This is a genomic window from Labrenzia sp. ATLA3, from assembly GCF_057180185.1.
Genome location: NZ_JBXUKV010000001.1, coordinates 550,373 through 567,059 on the forward strand (window position 1 = coordinate 550,373; position 16,687 = coordinate 567,059).

The 16,687-nt window shown below is 58.5% G+C and carries 13 protein-coding genes; 5 read left to right on the plus strand and 8 right to left on the minus strand.

Going from position 1 to position 16,687, the window contains the following annotated elements; all coding sequences use genetic code 11:
* Positions 1-5: 5 nt before the first annotated feature.
* The 4 genes from AC2A6O_RS02440 to AC2A6O_RS02455 all read right to left on the minus strand — a co-directional run bounded on the left by AC2A6O_RS02440 (position 6) and on the right by AC2A6O_RS02455 (position 5,367).
* Positions 6-1,223, minus strand: a complete 1,218-nt coding sequence (locus AC2A6O_RS02440) for an MFS transporter (protein WP_498925590.1) — start codon at positions 1,221-1,223, stop codon at positions 6-8.
* Positions 1,224-1,477: 254 nt separating this feature from the next.
* The gene (locus tag AC2A6O_RS02445; protein WP_498925591.1) at positions 1,478-3,145 is read right to left on the minus strand and encodes an NAD+ synthase; all 1,668 of its coding nucleotides are present in this window, start codon (positions 3,143-3,145) and stop codon (positions 1,478-1,480) included.
* Between the two features lie 143 nt (positions 3,146-3,288).
* On the minus strand, positions 3,289-3,822 hold the full coding sequence (locus AC2A6O_RS02450) for a response regulator (protein ID WP_498925592.1): 534 nt from the start codon (positions 3,820-3,822) through the stop codon (positions 3,289-3,291).
* 162 nt (positions 3,823-3,984) lie between these two features.
* Positions 3,985-5,367, minus strand: coding sequence for a class II 3-deoxy-7-phosphoheptulonate synthase (locus AC2A6O_RS02455; protein ID WP_148584253.1), 1,383 nt, complete (start codon positions 5,365-5,367; stop codon positions 3,985-3,987).
* Between the two features lie 276 nt (positions 5,368-5,643).
* Here AC2A6O_RS02455 and AC2A6O_RS02460 point away from each other — a divergent pair, with 276 nt between their 5' ends.
* Positions 5,644-6,375, plus strand: a complete 732-nt coding sequence (locus AC2A6O_RS02460) for a VIT1/CCC1 transporter family protein (protein ID WP_498925593.1) — start codon at positions 5,644-5,646, stop codon at positions 6,373-6,375.
* A 14-nt stretch (positions 6,376-6,389) separates the two neighbouring features.
* Here the strand turns inward: AC2A6O_RS02460 and AC2A6O_RS02465 are convergent, their stop codons facing one another.
* Positions 6,390-6,986, minus strand: coding sequence for a gamma-glutamylcyclotransferase family protein (locus tag AC2A6O_RS02465; RefSeq protein ID WP_498925594.1), 597 nt, complete (start codon positions 6,984-6,986; stop codon positions 6,390-6,392).
* A gap of 54 nt (positions 6,987-7,040) precedes the next feature.
* Between AC2A6O_RS02465 and AC2A6O_RS02470 the strand changes: the two genes are divergently transcribed.
* The 3 genes from AC2A6O_RS02470 to AC2A6O_RS02480 all read left to right on the plus strand — a co-directional run bounded on the left by AC2A6O_RS02470 (position 7,041) and on the right by AC2A6O_RS02480 (position 11,607).
* Entirely contained in the window at positions 7,041-8,234 is a 1,194-nt protein-coding gene (locus tag AC2A6O_RS02470; protein ID WP_498925596.1) for an aminotransferase class V-fold PLP-dependent enzyme, read from the plus strand.
* A gap of 90 nt (positions 8,235-8,324) precedes the next feature.
* Entirely contained in the window at positions 8,325-9,866 is a 1,542-nt protein-coding gene (locus AC2A6O_RS02475) for a diguanylate cyclase domain-containing protein (RefSeq protein ID WP_498925597.1), read from the plus strand.
* Between the two features lie 193 nt (positions 9,867-10,059).
* Positions 10,060-11,607: a sensor domain-containing diguanylate cyclase gene (locus AC2A6O_RS02480; protein WP_209001097.1), complete on the plus strand. Its 1,548-nt coding sequence runs from the start codon at positions 10,060-10,062 to the stop codon at positions 11,605-11,607.
* 50 nt (positions 11,608-11,657) lie between these two features.
* Here the strand turns inward: AC2A6O_RS02480 and gor are convergent, their stop codons facing one another.
* The 3 genes from gor to rpiA all read right to left on the minus strand — a co-directional run bounded on the left by gor (position 11,658) and on the right by rpiA (position 14,554).
* Positions 11,658-13,034 (minus strand): glutathione-disulfide reductase, encoded by a 1,377-nt coding sequence (gene gor / locus AC2A6O_RS02485; protein WP_498925598.1) that lies wholly within the window; start codon positions 13,032-13,034, stop codon positions 11,658-11,660.
* A 257-nt stretch (positions 13,035-13,291) separates the two neighbouring features.
* Positions 13,292-13,807, minus strand: coding sequence for a DUF2059 domain-containing protein (locus tag AC2A6O_RS02490; RefSeq protein ID WP_209001098.1), 516 nt, complete (start codon positions 13,805-13,807; stop codon positions 13,292-13,294).
* Between the two features lie 54 nt (positions 13,808-13,861).
* A complete protein-coding gene (gene rpiA / locus AC2A6O_RS02495) occupies positions 13,862-14,554 on the minus strand; it encodes a ribose-5-phosphate isomerase RpiA (protein WP_498925599.1) in 693 nt (230 codons plus the stop codon).
* Positions 14,555-14,778: 224 nt separating this feature from the next.
* On the opposite strand from rpiA, the gene AC2A6O_RS02500 reads away from it, so the two are divergent.
* A complete protein-coding gene (locus AC2A6O_RS02500) occupies positions 14,779-16,551 on the plus strand; it encodes a methyl-accepting chemotaxis protein (RefSeq protein ID WP_498925600.1) in 1,773 nt (590 codons plus the stop codon).
* Positions 16,552-16,687: the final 136 nt, after the last annotated feature.

The window sequence follows — 16,687 nt, forward strand, 5'->3', positions numbered from 1 at the left end:
TGACCTTAGGAAGAATGTTCTCCAGACCGGTAGGTTCGCGACACAAAGCCGAGGACACCGCAGAAAACGAGGCAGTAGAGTCCCATCATCGTGACCTGAAGATCGAACGAGGCGCCCCTGTCTATCAGCCAGCCGACCAGACCGGGGCCTGCAGCAGAAGCAAACACCATGACGGAGAAGGCCACGGATCGAATGGCCCCCATGTGCCTGGTTCCGTAGACCTCCGGCCACAACGCCCCGACCAGCGTGCTGTTGAACCCGTTCGAGATGCCGACAAGCAGCATGAAGACAAAGGCGGCCGCCGTTGCGTGGAAATTGGCGAGCACGAAACAGGCCAGCGTCAGGGGCACCAATGCGAAGGGCAGCAACTGACGGGCGGAAAACCGGTCGATCAAGGGGCCGATCACCAGAGAGGCACAAACCACCCCGGAAGCCATCAGCAGAAAGGCGCTTGCAAACAGTTCCAGCGTCCAGCCTCTGAGTTCCACCAGGTAAACCTGGTGGAAGAAGATCGCCGTGCCGATGAAGGCAGGTGCGTTGACGCCGCTATTGACCAGCCAGAAGCGAACGTCGTGAAGTGCTTCCCCCCTCGTCCACTGACGGCCTTCCGCTTTGGCCGACGCGGTTTCCAATGCGGAGGGTATGCGATCCTTTGCCAGTAGCGTCAGCAACACCGGCATGGCGACGACTGCAAGCACCACGGCCGATACCGTCCAGGCGCCCCGCCAGCCAAAGGCATTGGCCAGAACAACGAAGCAGAGCGGAAACAGGGCTTCGGCGGTGGGAAAGCCCAGAACCGCGATCGAAACCGCCCGGCCGCGTTGCGCGGTGAACCAGCGGCCGGCCGCGGTTATCGACGTGTTGGTCATCATGCCCTGCCCGCACAGGCGAAGACCGTAGAAGGTTAGCCCGACCATCCAGACGGAAGACGTATTGGCCATCGCCAGGCAGAACAAGGCCAAGCCAATCATGACCACGGCTGCGATCTTCTGCACCGGGAAGTGGTCAAGGCTGCGGCCGACATAGGCCAGGGTCAGCGCACTGCCGAGCGTCGCAACCATATAGAGCAAGCCGATATCGCCGTGACTGAGGTCGAACTCCGCCCTTATGTCGCCCGCCGACAGCGAGATGAAAAACGTCTGCCCAAAGCCGGAAAACACCGCCAGCAGGTAGCAGGCAGCAAGCCAGCGGAGGTTTTCACGCACGAACGAAAAATAGGGCATTGAGGCAAAAGCCTTTCAAGGGCAGGCAGATAAAAAAGCGATGTGCGGTATCGGATTGCATCCTCAACCAGAGGAAAACCATCACGCCCGTCTCGAAGAACATGCGGCTGTTGCCTGGGCAAGCAGCCTATTCTTCGAGACAGCGTTGGCGCGCCTGATCAAGGATAAGGGCGACTTTCCTTGCTACGCCCATTCAAATTCAATCGGTCAATTGCCGCGAAACGCCCGTCAGGGAAGCGCCTTTTCAAGGCCCCTTAGGAGCGATCCCGGAACCTGTTGGTGATGGGATATCGCCGGTCCTTGCCGAAATTGCGCTCGGTGATCTTCACCCCCGGAGGCGCCTGCCGGCGTTTGTATTCGGCGATATAAAGAAGATGTTCTATGCGATGGATCAGCGCCCGGTCATGGCCGCGCTTTTCAATGTCGCCCACCGACATCTCGTCTTCCACCAGACATTCCAGAATGTCATCCAGAACATCGTAAGGCGGCAGGGAGTCCTGATCGGTTTGGTTTTCGCGCAGTTCGGCGGTTGGCACCTTGGTGATGATATTGGTCGGGATCACCTCGCCGCCCGGCCCCAGCAGGCCTTCCGGCTGGTTGTCATTCCGCCATGCTGCCAGATGGTAAACCTGGGTCTTGTAGAGGTCCTTGATCGGATTGTAGCCGCCGTTCATGTCTCCATAAAGCGTGGCGTATCCGACCGACATTTCCGACTTGTTGCCGGTTGTCATGACCATATGGCCAAACTTGTTGGACACCGCCATGAGGATCACGCCGCGTGCGCGCGACTGAAGGTTTTCTTCCGTCGTGTCTTCCTTGGTGCCGGCAAAAAGCTCGCCGAGCGCCGCCCGGAACCCTTCGACCGGTTCGGAAATCGGCACGGTGTCATAACGGATGCCAAGGGCTTTGGCGCAAGCAGCTGCATCTGCGATGCTTTCTTCCGACGTATAGCGGTACGGAAGCATGATCGCATGAACCTTTTCGTCCCCCAGCGCATCAACGGCCATGGCCGCGCAAATGGCGGAGTCGATGCCGCCGGACAGCCCAAGCACAACCCCCGGAAAGCCGTTCTTGGTGACATAGTCGCCAAGCCCCATGACACAGGCGCGCCAGTTGGCCTCATCCAGGTCCGGCAGCTTTGCCACAGAACCGTTTTCGCAGACCCAGGTCTCGCCGTCCCGTTTCCAGTCGCTGATGCCGAGAGCAGTTTCAAACTGAGGCATCTGGAACGCCAGTGACCTGTCCGCGTGAAGCGCGAAGGAGCCGCCGTCGAAAACCAGTTCGTCCTGCCCGCCAAGCTGGTTGCAGTAGATCAGCGGCAAACCGGTCTGGACCACCCGCGAGACGACCACTTGCAGGCGATGCTCTGCCCTGTGCTCCCAATAAGGAGAGCCGTTGGGAACCAGAAGCAGCTCAGCCCCTGTTTCTTCCAGGCACTCACAGACCTCGTCGTTCCAGATGTCCTCGCAGATGGGAAGGCCGATGCGCACGCCGCGAAAGTCGACAGGCCCTGGCAAGGGACCAGCGGCAAACACACGCTTTTCGTCAAAGACGCTATAGTTGGGCAGGTCGTATTTGTAGCGAACGGCCTTGATCTCGCCCTGGTCCAGAAGCAAAGCGGCGTTATAGACCTTGCCCTCTTCGCTTCGCCACGGAGACCCCAGGATCAGGCCCGGGCCGCCGTCGGCGGTTTCTCTGGCCAGCGTTTCGGCCGCTTCCATGCAGCGCGCAACGAAGGCCGGTTTCAGGACAAGGTCTTCGGGCAGATACCCGGCAAGCACCAACTCGGAGGTCAGCACAAGGTCCGCCCCTTGCGCGGCAGCTTCCTGCCGGGCCTTGCGAACCAGGTCTGCGTTCCCGGCCACATCGCCAACGGTCGGGTTTAGCTGCGCGACAGCCAGTCTGAAACGGTCTGAAATCATCGGAAAATTACCAGGAAGTGACATTGCTTTCTGGTGTAGCCGCTAGATCGGTGAACGTCCAATCGGAATTTGCACCCGTCCAGAAGTTGCTTGCCAACGCTCTGCCAGATGTTTGGCCACAACCGGTTTATCGCTGGGCTGCTTCACAGCAAGGCCAGGCCGTCCACTTCGGCCGCGGGGGCCGGCGGCGCGACAGGATGGGAGCCGGTCGCGTCCAGCTTGCGCAGCGGCGGCTGCTGACCGGGGCCGAGAATCCCCTTAGACCGTCCATACATGTCCTGCCGTTCCAGGATTTCGCCGATGTGGCGATACAGAATAGCGGGTGCAATTGGTTTGGCGACAAACCCGTGGATGCCGATCTCGATGCCTTCCAGGATCGTGGCCCGCTTGGCGTGAGCCGTCACGATCAGCACCGGTGTGGTACTGATCACGAGATCCCTGTCGGCACGCAGGATGCGAAGAAATTCATTGCCGCCAAAAGGATTCATCATCCAGTCGCACAAGACGATGTCCGGCTTGCGGTCGACAACCATTTCCAGCGCTTCCGCACCATCTGTGGCTTCATAGGCTGAGCGGATGCCGAAACCGGCCAGAACCGAGCGGAGAATGGAGCGCATGTGGGGATTGTCTTCCGCAATCAGACAGGAAATCCTGGTTAGATCCCACCTATCACGCAAAACTCATTCTCCCCGCTTCACCTGCTTTCCTCATCAGAATGTATGCGCTGTGAGCGTTAAGCTAGGCTTACCTGCGGGCAAATTTGCTCGGAAAATACGTAAAAATACGAAAGGGCGGCAACTGCCGCCCTTTCAATCAATGCTCTCAAGAGGCAGCGCCTTTTAGGCGCTTGCCGCAAGCGGCTCGACCTGGCGGTCATCGCGTTCCTTCTTCAGGTTCTCCGCGATGAGGAAGGCCAGTTCCAGTGCCTGATCCGCATTCAGACGCGGGTCGCAATGGGTGTGGTAGCGGTCGCCGAGCTGGTCTTCGGTCAGGGCGCGTGCCCCGCCCGTGCACTCAGTCACATTCCGGCCGGTCATTTCGATGTGAACACCACCGGCATGAGTGCCTTCCGCCCGATGAACCTCAAAGAAGGATTCCACTTCTTTCAGGATACGGTCGAACGGACGGGTCTTGTAGCCACCGGCGGAAATCGTGTTGCCATGCATCGGGTCGCAGGACCAGACAACCGACTTGCCTTCGCGCTCGACAGCACGAACGAGTTGCGGCAGATGGTCGAATACCTTGTCGGCGCCAAAACGGGCGATCAGCGTCAACCGGCCCGGTTCGTTTTCCGGGTTCAGGATGTCGATCAGTTCCAGCAGGCCGTCCGGAGAAAGCGACGGACCACACTTGAGGCCGATCGGGTTCTTGATGCCGCGGAAGAACTCCACATGCGCGTGGTCCGGCTGACGCGTCCGGTCGCCAATCCAGATCATGTGCCCGGAGGTCGCGTACCAGTCGCCCGACGTGGAATCGATACGCGTCAGGGCTTCCTCGTAACCGAGCAGCAAAGCTTCGTGGCTGGTGAAGAAATCGGTCGACCGAAGCTGCGGCACGCTATCAGCGTTGATGCCGCAGGCTTTCATGAAGTTCAGCGATTCTGAAATCCGGTTGGCCAGTTCCTTGTAACGATGGCCTTGCGGGCTATCGGAAATGAAGCCGAGCATCCAGCGATGGACCTGGTCAAGGTTCGCAAATCCGCCTTGCGCGAAAGCGCGCAGAAGGTTCAGCGTTGCAGCGGACTGACGGTACGCCATGGCCATGCGGCCCGGATCCGGGATGCGGCTTTCCGGGGTGAAATTGATGTCGTTGATGATGTCGCCACGGTAGCTCGGCAGCTCGACATCGCCCTTCTTCTCGAAATTGGAAGACCGTGGCTTGGCGAACTGTCCCGCAATCCGGCCGACTTTCACGACCGGCTGGCTGGCAGCATAGGTCAGCACGACCGCCATCTGCAGGAAGACCCGGAAGAAGTCACGGATGTGGTCGGGATGATGCTCGGCAAAGCTTTCGGCACAGTCGCCACCCTGCAGCAGAAAACCATTGCCCTGCGCAACATTTGCAAGCTGGCTCTTCAGCGCACGCGCTTCACCTGCAAAAACCAGCGGCGGATAAGTCGACAGGCGTTGTTCAACATCCGCCAAAGCCTCTTGATCCGGGTATTCCGGCACCTGCAAGATCGGCTTTGATCTCCAGCTTTCCGGGCTCCACTTCTCCGCCATACTTCCTACTCCTCACTGGACCCGCAGGTGTATATCACCCATGATCGCGCGGTCCGCGACATTTTCGTTCGTTTGAGCCTGCCATTTCAAGGCAAACGTGCGGCCTTATACACTTCATGCGCCGTCAAGGCCACAGGGCATTCCTCCAAATTTAGTCTAGTTTTCAGGATCATTTTCGCTCTGTTTCGCTGGACACGAGAACCGCGCCTTTGAGACGGATCATTGCTCGCATGGATCAGGGGCTGCATCGTGGAGGAAACAACAGAGGAAGACCTCATGCCGACACCTCGTCTGGAGCACAGCCACAGGCCCGACGACATCGCGAACCGGCTCGCGTCAGGACCGGACGCAAGTTACCTCAGAGACTGGGTCTATGGCGGTATTGACGGCACCGTCACAACCTTTGCCATCGTGGCAGGTTCAATCGGTGCGGATCTTTCCGCGACGGTTATCCTGATCCTGGGCGCTGCCAACCTGTTTGCCGACGGCTTTTCCATGGCGGCAGCCAACTACACCGGCTCCAAATCCGAAATCGAGGATTATGCGCGTCTGAAGGCCGTGGAGGAAAAACACATCGCCGTGGCGCCCGAAGGCGAACGCGAGGAAATCCGGCAGATATTCCGTGCCAAGGGTTATGACGGCTCTGATCTGGACACGCTGGTCGATCTGGTTTCGTCCAAAAAATCCATCTGGATCGAAACCATGATGCAGGCAGAGTACGGCCTCACGGATTCCGCGCGCTTACCACTCAAGGCAGCTCTCTACACTTTTGCGGCCTTTGTTCTCTTCGGCTCGATCCCGCTGCTGCCGTTCGTCTTTCCTGTGCCTGCCAGTGCTGTAACCGCCACCGCTCTCACGATCCTTGCCTTCTTCGCCATTGGATCCCTGCGGGCGCGCTGGTCGCAACGCCACTGGATCTCCTGCGGGCTGGAAACGACCGCAATCGGCACTGTTGCCGCGGGCATCGCTTTCGGTGTCGGGTACGGACTGCAGGCGCTGCTTGGCTGACACCTTCCAGACAGCTAGCAGAGAGGCGTAAGAAAGCGTACGCCGAGCGCTTTGACCTTGCTGTCGATCAGATCCGCAAGCTCCGGCTCCAGCACGATCTTGCGCGGGTATTGCGGCTGCGCCCGGTCCGGCAACACAGGCACGTGCCAGCCATCGGTTGTTTCCAGAAAATGATCGATCCCGGCCTCGCCCCAGAACCGGAAGAACCCGGCCAGAACGCAATCCAGATAACTCTGCAGGATTGGATGGGTGTCGGTGCCCCAACGGCAGTTTTCGGGAGCCGCCCGGAAAAGAAACAGCTCGTCCGGTCCGGGCTGCATTGCCGCATCGCATCGAAACGCGCTGCCGACCGCCTCGACTTTCAGATACCGTTTTTCGCGAAGCTCCAACTCCGCCAGGCGCGTCTTCGGTTCACGCGCCATCACACCCATGATGCGCGAGCCTTCCTGCTCGCGAACCGTCAGCGCGCAACGTCCCTGGCCGTTCTCCGCCTCTCCACACACCTTCCACTCACGCACCCAGCCATGAAGGGTGCCGGGCGTCACCTCGACGCCGGCAGGGATGGTGTCAACATTGACTAGAGAGCCATATCCAAAATATGTGATCGTCATCAGGTGCTTGTTCTAGTGCCTGGCTGTCTTTCTTAAACTGTTCCCGAGGGTGTCATGATTTTTCCGCCTCTTTCCCAGCAGGATGTCGACCTCTTGAGGGACGACACTCCGGGTGTACGTCAGCTCATTCACTTTAACAATGCCGGAACCGGCCTGGCCCCTGCCCCGGTTCTGGCCGCCGTCAAGCAGCACCTGGACCTTGAAGCCAGCCTCGGCGGATACGAGGCCGCAGCGGCCGCCAACACCGCCATGGATACGTTTTACACCTCCCTTGCGGCCCTGATCGGCAGCAAACCACACGAAATTGCCTATGTCGAAAACGCCACCCGCGCCTGGGACATGGCCTTTTACGGCATCGACTTCCGTGAGGGAGACCGTGTTGTGACGGGCCGTGCGGAATATGTCTCCAACTATGTTGCCCTCCTGCAGATGAAACGGCGCAAGGGGATCGAGATTGATGTGGTGGAGGACGATGCGTTCGGGCAAATCGACCTCAAGGCCCTGAAGGCAGCCATTGGCCCCAGAACAAGGCTCATCGCGCTCACCCACGTTCCAACGTTTTCCGGGCTGATCAATCCTGCTGAAGATGTTGGAGAGATCGCGCGGAAGACCGGTGTGCTCTACCTGCTGGACGCCTGCCAATCCGCCGGACAGATCCAGCTGAACGTGAAAGAGATCGGTTGCCACATGTTGTCCGGAACGGGGCGCAAATATCTGCGCGGCCCGCGCGGAACCGGATTTCTCTACGTCAGCGATGCCGTGCTGGACCAGGTGGAACCACCGTTTGTAGATCTCCAGGCAGCTGAATGGATTGATGAGGATCGCTATGAACTCGTTCCCCACGCCCGCCGCTTCGAAACCTGGGAGCGCTATGTCGCCGGCCAGATCGGCCTCGGTGTTGCGGTGAGCTATGCCATCGGCTTCGGAATGGAGCGACTGGGGGAACGCATCTGCGGGCTCGGCGCGCTGTTGAGGTCGGAGCTATCCGCGCGCCCCGAGGCAACCCTGCACGACAAGGGACAGCGCAAGGGAGGCATCGTGACGTTTACGTGGGAAGGTGAGAGCCCGATACAGACCAAGCAAAGGCTCAGTCAGTCCGGCATCAACGTTTCGGTCAGCCAGGCCAGTTCAGCCCGCATCGACCTGCCGCTTCGCGGCCTTGAGGCAGTGGTACGTGCCTCGGTTCACGCTTTCAACTGCGAAGAGGAAATTGAACGCTTTGTTAAGTGTCTCGGCAGTTTTCGCTAGGTGAAGGCCGGAAGGAACGCTTCCCCCACCCGGTGTTAAATTTCTTGCACTAGACAGTCGTCCCATCCGGGAAAGAGGGGATGACTGTTTTTGTTCCATCGGAAGAAAAAGACACCGGCTGCGGTGCCTCCAGAGCTGGACTCGCCAAAGGCTGGCCGACGGATTACCGTTTGGATCTACAGCTTTGCGGCTCTCCTGATTTTCCTGTCGACAGCTTCGCTCACCTTCATCGCCCAAATGGCCTGGGGCGAAGCCGACAGGCGCGCCCTTGAAGCCGAACAACTGCAGCTCACGCGCACCCTGAACGACATCCACCGGCAGATTGCACGGGATCAGATAACGGTGGCTCAGTGGGATGAGACTTTCAAGGCCCTTCAGGCCCCTCTCGACCGCGCGTTCATCGCAAAACACCTGGTCGGTGACCTCTGGGACGATTTCAATCTTGACAGAACTTTTGTGGTGACACCGGACGGGACATTGATCGCACAGGCGATCAAGGATGATGTTCTGTTTGAAAAGAGGCACTTGAAGTCCGGCAATCCGATCCGGAAACTTGCTGAACGAACCACGGCCGCGTTCCGCAGACACCAGAACGGTTCGAACTCGGTTTTGGCGGATTGGTATGTGCCTCAGTCCGCTCTGCTGGAAACGTCTCAATCCGCCTTTGCCGTCATTGATGGAACCCGGGCGTTCGTCAGTACCATGCCGATCCTTCCCGACGAAGGCGTCGTCCAGCTGGAGGGGCCGTACCCGGCAATCTTGATCAATGCCACTTACATCGATGAAGACTGGCTCAGCGGTCTGAGAGAACAGCTCGGCTACAAGGATCTCCGGTTTTATCCGGGTGAGCCTGAACGCAGGCAACCGACGAACTATCTGTTACAGGCGGCGGACGGCTCCACATTCGGCTATTTCAGATGGGACCATTCCAAACCCGGGCGCGAAATCTGGATGATGGCCTTGCCGTTGATCGTCCTGCTGGCATCCTTTATCGCCATCGTTGCCTTTGCTCTTGCCACGAAGATCAGCCGCCTGTCCGCCTCACTGGAGGAAAGCGAGCGAAAGAACCGCTACTTCGCACGGCACGATGCCCTGACGGGGCTGCCGAACCGGCATCATTTTTCCGATACTCTGGCCTTCGCCCTGGACGGTCTGCCGGATCGCGGGTTTGCGATTTTTGCCTGCGATCTCGACCGCTTCAAACCCGTGAACGACACCTACGGGCATGAAGCCGGAGACAAGGTCATCTGCACGGTTGCCGACCGGTTGAAGCTTCTGGTCAGCAAGATTGGCGTTGTCAGCCGGATCGGAGGCGACGAGTTCATCGTCCTCCTGACCCAGCAAACGGACAGAGACAGGCTCGCCGCGCTGGCCGCCGACATCTGCCGATCGATTGCCGAGCCCATCGACATTGGCTCTGGTCAGAAAGTCGGTGTCGGCGTCAGCATTGGTATCGCCAGCGCGCCGGAATCAGGCATGAACGAGCAGGACCTTATACGTGGGGCCGATATGGCGCTCTACCGGGCCAAGGAAAAAGGTCGAAATACGTTTGAGTTCTCCGGCCCCTACGGTTTTGAAGCAGCCAAGCTTCGCGAACGGGTGGAGCCGAAAGTCGCTGACGTCTCACGCTGACACCGCGCTCCCATCAGCCTTAAATGACATTGTAAATTATACGATTTCTGCAAAAACGACAGAAATCTAACCTTACAAAAAACTTCAAGTTTAATATTCTTTCGTCTCTCCTATGTATTCGTCATTACGATCACTTTACTCTTGGGTGTTAAAAATACAAAATAACCTATAGAGACCCAATCGGGATCGCAACTTGACCGAGTTCCGGCGTAGATATAGCGACCAAAACGCGAAAATTCCCCGACAGCGTATTTCCCGGCTGGCATTTCTGCTTGCCAGCTTGCTGATTGCCGTGACTTCCGTTTCGCTGCTTTTCGTCGGATATGTTGCTTCCCAGGCGTCCAGACAACAAGCGATTGCCAACGAGCAACGCCTGTTCCGCAGCGCCCTCGCCGATCATCTGCGCACCATTGTTCGCGAACAGATCGCCATCGCCTCATCGGACGAGTCGGTGCACAAGCTCGTGCGCAATTTCGATCCCGACTACGTCCGCAGCAGCTTCGACACCCTGTGGTCGACCTATCTCCACAGCAAAGTGGTGCTCATATCTGGAGACGGTCATGTCCTTGCAGAGTCCTTTGCCAGCTACACCCATGTCATCCGGCGTCCGATCTCCGAAACGCCGGAGCTTGAGGTCATCCATGAAAAACAGAAGGCGCTCTACCTGCAAAACCGGGTGCGCGTGCCGGGCGGCTTCGGCCACAAGTCCCTTCAAGGTGTAGATCCTGGCGAGTACGCGGTGATGGGGTTTGTCCACATTGACGGCAAGCCGGCCATTTTCGGAGCGATGCCGATCATTCCGGACAATTATCAGGAGACATTGCCGGATGGCCCGCCGACAATGCTCTTGTCGGCGCATTACATCGACGATTTTTTGCTCAGTCAGCTTAATGCCCAACTCAATTTCGCAAATTTCGGGTTCGACACCGAGACAGACACCGTTGAAAGTGCGCCGCATCATCTCGTCACAGACCCAAACGGAAACCCGTTGGGGGTATTTCACTGGGACAGTCAGACCGTGGGGGAATCCGTCTGGCCGACCGTCGTCCCTGTCATAGTGATCTTGAGCGCCGCTCTCGGCATCCTTGCCTTCGGCATTGCCTGGCGAATCGGCCATTTGACGACCTCGCTGCAAGCAAGTGAACGCCACAATAGATACCTGGCCCTGCACGACACATTGACGGGCCTCGCCAACCGCCTGCAATTCAACCGCGTCCTGGAAACATCGGTCAAAAACCTTCCCGGCAAACCCTTCGCGGTCATTCACTGTGACCTGGACAAATTCAAGGCGGTAAACGACACCCATGGCCATGCTGCTGGCGACATCGTCATCAAAACGATGGCCGAACGCATGACACAGGCGGTCGGTAAACCCGGCCTGGTCTGCCGTATCGGCGGCGACGAGTTCATGGTGATCTATCGGGGCAGCGTTGTCCGGGAAAGTCTGAGCGATCTATGCCGGGCACTGGTTGCCGCGGGTGAGCTGCCCGTGCCGATCTCAAGCGAAGAAACTGTGCAAATCGGATTGAGCATCGGCATCGCGATTGCGCCCACGGACGGGAGCACAGCCGAGCTGCTCGTCACCCGCTCGGACGCAGCCCTCTACCAGTCCAAGAAACTGGGTCGGGGCCGGTATTCGTTCTATTCGGATTCTCTGGAAATGGAGGTCGGGACGGACGGCATGTTGGCTTCTTCCGGCAACGTTCGGGAACCACGCGCCGCATCCGGGCCTGCAGAATGAAACCGCCACGGAACACTGTGCCCCGCGGCGACTTCGGATTATAGGACGGATTAACCGCGCAGGCGCTCGGTTGGTTCGCGCATGGTGACGAGTTCTTCCGCGGCAGTCGGATGAACGGCAATCGTCCTGTCGAAATCGGCCTTGGTCGCGCCCATCTGCAACGTAACGCCGAGGATCTGCGCCAGTTCGCCGGCGTCCGGCCCCATGATGTGAACGCCGAGAACCTTCTGGGTATCAGCGTCGACAATCATTTTCATGAGCATCTTCTCGTCACGTCCGGACAAGGTGTGTTTCATCGGGCGAAAGCTGGACTTGTAGATGTCGAGATTGGGCGTGCGCTGCAGCGCCTCGTCCTGTGTCAGACCGACAGTGCCCATTTCCGGCTGCGAGAACACCGCTGTTGCGATCAGGCTGTGATCGACGGTCCAGGGATTGTTCCCGAAGACGGTGTCGGCAAAGGCATGGCCTTCACGGATGGCAACCGGCGTCAGATTGGCGCGATTGGTCACATCGCCGACGGCATAGATGGACTCAACGCTCGTGCGGGAGTCTGCCTCAACCTTGATGGCGCCCGCGCTGTCCATTTCGACACCGGCCTTTTCCAGGCCGAGGTCTGTTGTATGCGGATTGCGGCCGATGGCAAACATGATCTGCCCCGCTTCCAGCTGAAGCCCGCCACTGGTGTGACCTATCAAGTTGCCGTCATCCGTTTTTTCAATTTTGGAGAACGTGTCGTTGAGCACCACCTTGATGCCCTTCTTTTCCATTTCCTGCCGGACCGCTGTGCGAAGTTCGCGGTCGAAACCACGCAGGATCTCCTCGCCGCGATAAATCAGCGTCGTGTCGACCCCGAGGCCGTTGAAGATGCCCGCAAACTCGACCGCGATATATCCGCCGCCGGCAACCACGATCTTGCTTGGCAGCTCGGCAAGGTGAAAGGCCTCGTTGGAGCTGATGACATGCTCTGCCCCCGGCAGGCTTTTGTCGACGTTCGGAGATGCGCCGACCGCCACCAGAATGTATTTCGCGGTCAAGGTCTGTCCGGTAGACAGCAGGCGCACGGTGTGGGCGTCTTCAATCACCGCTCGGCTGTCGTGAACCTTAACATCGGTCCGCTCTAGATTGCGCCGGTAGATGCCTTCGAGGCGAGTGATTTCCTGATCCTTTGCCGCGAGGAGCTTTTCCCACGAGAAGGCGCGTTCGCCGACCGTCCAGCCAAAACCTTCCGCATCTTCGAATTCTTCGGAAAACTTGGAGGCATAGACGAACAGCTTTTTGGGAACGCACCCGCGGATGACACAGGTACCGCCATAGCGGTATTCCTCGGCAATACCGACCCGGGCACCGTGCGTCGCGGCAATTCTGGCAGCACGGACACCGCCGGAGCCGCCGCCAATAACAAAAAGATCGTAATCGTAGTCGGTCATCAATGCCTCATCGTGATCAAAAGTCCGCCTGCCGCCGTCCGGCACAGTTTCGCCAGCCCCGCAGATAGGCAACGTCGGCCGCGGTACAAGTGTGCAAGCCTGCCTGGAGTGAACGCCAGAGCCCGGGAAGTCCGGGTTCATTCCAAAAGAATTGGGCCGCTTGCGCGGCCCAATAGCCGGTCATGACACCGGTCTCACTTGTTCGTGTGAAAAGCGTGTTCCCAGCCATTGGCATGGCCAATGCGGAAACCCCGCCTTTACTGAGCAGCGTTAATCTTGGCCAGCTCTTCCTGAACCAGGGTCACCATTTCGGTGGAGATCTTGTCCTGCCACTCACGGGCAGCACTCACGGAATACTGCGTGATGGTCGGGATCTTTTCGGTCAGCTTCTGGCCAAGGTCGGTGCTGTAGAACTCGGCAAGCTGGTTCAACTCTTCCTCGGTGAAGTTGTCGGCCCAGGCCTTATAAACCAGGTTGTTGAGCTCAGTCCGCTTCGGAGCCAGCGTCAGCGCAACATTCTGCACGACTTCCACGATCTCTTCGGCGCGTGTCGGTTCGGATTGGATGAAAGCGGTCCGGGTCTGCTCAGCAAGGATCGGCAGGATGTCGTCAAACGGTTCCAGAACCTTGGTCACGACGGCAACCTTTTTGGCTGCGGCAAGGTGGCTTTCCGAAACGGCATCCTGTGCAGCCGCGCCGGAGGCGACAAAACCCGCGGCCATCATTGCTGCGCCCAATACAGCTCCCCGCGTGATAGATTTGATAAGCTTCATTTTTCTACTCCTAGGCGGCTTTCATCTTAGTCTGGAAAGCCAACTCCACACCACTTAGATGGGCAAGACGGTCTTTACCCCATCTGTGCCAGCCACGTAAGCTTTTGTTGCAATTTCAACGAAGAGGCCGTGTTCGACAACCCCCGGAATGGCAACCAACCGGTCGCCCAGAGTCTGGACCTCAGGTATGCCTTCAAGCTGCGCGTCCAGGATAAAGTGCCCGCCGTCCGTGACGAAAGGCTGCTCCGATCCGCCGCGCAATGCCAGGTTCTGCGGCAGGCCAAGGCCTTCAAACACTTTCAGGATGGCACGCCGCGTTGCTTCCAGGCCGAAAGGAACAACCTCGATCGGCAGGGGAAAGCGGCCAAGCGTCGCGACTTCCTTGCTGCCGTCCGCGATGACGATCATGCTGGCTGAAGCCGACGCGACGATCTTCTCGCGAAGCAGTGCCCCCCCGCCGCCCTTGATAAGCGACAGATGAGGGTCCAGTTCGTCCGCTCCGTCGACGGTCAGATCCAGTTCCGGCATCTCGTCGAGCGTGGTCAGGCGAATCCCGAGGCTCGACGCCAGCTCCCGTGTGCGCTCGGATGTCGGCACGCCAATAACGTCCAGACCATCTTGCACCCGGCGCGCAAGAGCGTGGACGAAAAACTCGGCAGTCGAACCGGTCCCAATTCCAAGACGCATTCCGGATGTAACATCGTCGGCAGCGCGTTCCGCCGCCAGTTTCTTGTACTGGTCGCTCATATACCGTTCCTAGGGCCAACCTGATGGGGGAGAAGACTGTCCAATCATCTCCATCCGGCCGCCGGGTGCTTAACATGGCCGGTATCCGCCGGTCCAGTGACATTCCCCCTCTTCAACGGGTAAACACTCTGCCTCCACCCCTATTCGGATTTTGTTAACCATCATTTCAGACGAGCTATAGATAATACAATCAAATGTCTAGGGTGTGGAAAGCACGGAATCTCATGAACATTTTTCGACTGAAAACACGGCAGAATTACGAATACAATAATTCAAACAAAGAGATACCTACCCTTGAGGAAACTGCTAATGTTTCCGAAATCCGAACGGATGTAGCGCCGGAGGCCAACCAGACGAGCTTCGTTCTCGATAGTCTGGAAGACGATCTGCAAGTCGCGGCCAAGACAATCAACTCTGCGGCGGAAAAGGTTCAGGACCGGCTGATCGGTCAGATGGACAAACTGGAAACCATCCGCAGCGACAGCCAGTCACTCGTGGACCAGTCGGCCGTCGCCAATGAAAACGCTTCCGGCCTGGCGGCTTCCATTCAGGACCTGACCAACACCAGCAGCGAAATTGGAGTGCAGGTCAGCGTTTCCAACCAGTTGGCCCAGGAAGCGCGCGACGTTGCTGACGAGGTCAATCAGGGTGTCCTGGAGCTCAAAAACGCTATCGACGCCATAGCCAATGTCGTCAGTTTGATCTCCGATATCGCCAAACAAACCAATCTGCTGGCCCTCAACGCCACCATCGAAGCAGCCCGTGCGGGAGAGGCCGGACGCGGATTTTCCGTTGTTGCCAGCGAGGTGAAGGCGCTTTCGGTGGAGACCCAATCGGCGACAGAGCAGATCGTCGCAAATATCGATCGCCTCAACCAGTCTGCGGAACACAGCCTCGGATCGGTCAACCAGATCATCGAGGTTATCGGAAAGATCCGTCCAAGCTTCGCCGCTGTCGAGAACGCCGTTCAAACCCAGGTGGAAACCACAGGTAGAATTGGGGATCAGGCACAGCAGACGGCAGACTTCGTTCAGGAGGTGCTACGCACCGCGCGCACGATTACTGATTCTGCAGCCGAGGCAGAAGAAGGCGGCATGCTTGCGCGCGAAACCGGAGCGGAAATGAGCACGGCCTCCAAGGCGCTGCAATCCCGCTTCACGATGATGATCCGGCAGACCGAAATCGGCGACCGCCGTCAGCATGACCGACTTCCGATCAAACTGTCCGGAACGGTGACGGCGGGTGGCAGGTCTGCGCAAATCGAAACGCACGACATTTCGGAAGGCGGAACGCTGTTCAGGCCGGAAGGCGACGCCGACCTGAAGCCCGGTATGAATGCCCGTCTCGATCTTGCCGACATCGGTCAGGTAGACGTGCGCATCGTTGCGGTTTCCGAACACGGCTGCCACGGTTGCTTTGTCAACAAGGACGCAGAGTTTCAGGCCGCGCTGGAGCGCAAGATTGCCGACATTCATGCAAGCCACGCCGCTGAAGTGGAACGCGTCCAGACGGGGGCCTCACGAATTGCCGCTGCGATGGAAGAGCTTATCAGCCAACGTCAGCTCAGCATGGACGACCTCTTCGACACTGATTACCAGCACATTGCCGGAACCAATCCGCAGCAGGTCTCCACGCGCGCGCTCCCGCATCTTGAAAAAATCCTTCCCGCGATCCAGGAAGAGATTCATGGTCAAGGTCAAGGCATGGCTTTTTGCGCTTCGGTCGATCGCAACGGCTATCTGCCCGTGCACAATCTGCTCTACTCCAAACCGCAGAAGCCGGACGATGTGGCCTGGAACACCGCCAACTGCCGCAACAAACGGATCTTCGACGATCGCGCCGGCCTTAGCGCCGCACGCAACACACGCCCCTTCCTGATCCAGTCCTACGCCCGGGACATGGGCGGCGGCAACATCGTCTGGATGAAGGAGATCGACGCACCGATTATCGTTCAAGGCCGTCACTGGGGTGGTTTCCGCACCGCCTACAAACTTTAGAACAAGAAGGCATTGCCGATGCCTTGCGGCGCTACGGCGATGCAGCTAGGCATTGAGGGTGGCCTGCGTTGGTTCGGATGCAGGCCGATCTCATATTCCGGAACCGGCTTTCCCGCCCGCCGTCATGCTGGCTAGC

What these genes read in the sequence shown, in the direction of transcription:
- AC2A6O_RS02440 (WP_498925590.1), bottom strand. Translation starts at nt 1,223, where the DNA reads ATGCCCTATTTTTCGTTCGTGCGTGAAAACCTCCGCTGGCTTGCTGCC.
- AC2A6O_RS02445 (WP_498925591.1), bottom strand. Translation starts at nt 3,145, where the DNA reads ATGATTTCAGACCGTTTCAGACTGGCTGTCGCGCAGCTAAACCCGACC.
- AC2A6O_RS02455 (WP_148584253.1), bottom strand. Translation starts at nt 5,367, where the DNA reads ATGGCGGAGAAGTGGAGCCCGGAAAGCTGGAGATCAAAGCCGATCTTG.
- AC2A6O_RS02460 (WP_498925593.1), top strand. Translation starts at nt 5,644, where the DNA reads ATGCCGACACCTCGTCTGGAGCACAGCCACAGGCCCGACGACATCGCG.
- AC2A6O_RS02465 (WP_498925594.1), bottom strand. Translation starts at nt 6,986, where the DNA reads ATGACGATCACATATTTTGGATATGGCTCTCTAGTCAATGTTGACACC.
- AC2A6O_RS02470 (WP_498925596.1), top strand. Translation starts at nt 7,041, where the DNA reads ATGATTTTTCCGCCTCTTTCCCAGCAGGATGTCGACCTCTTGAGGGAC.
- gor (WP_498925598.1), bottom strand. Translation starts at nt 13,034, where the DNA reads ATGACCGACTACGATTACGATCTTTTTGTTATTGGCGGCGGCTCCGGC.
- AC2A6O_RS02490 (WP_209001098.1), bottom strand. Translation starts at nt 13,807, where the DNA reads ATGAAGCTTATCAAATCTATCACGCGGGGAGCTGTATTGGGCGCAGCA.
- rpiA (WP_498925599.1), bottom strand. Translation starts at nt 14,554, where the DNA reads ATGAGCGACCAGTACAAGAAACTGGCGGCGGAACGCGCTGCCGACGAT.
- AC2A6O_RS02500 (WP_498925600.1), top strand. Translation starts at nt 14,779, where the DNA reads ATGAACATTTTTCGACTGAAAACACGGCAGAATTACGAATACAATAAT.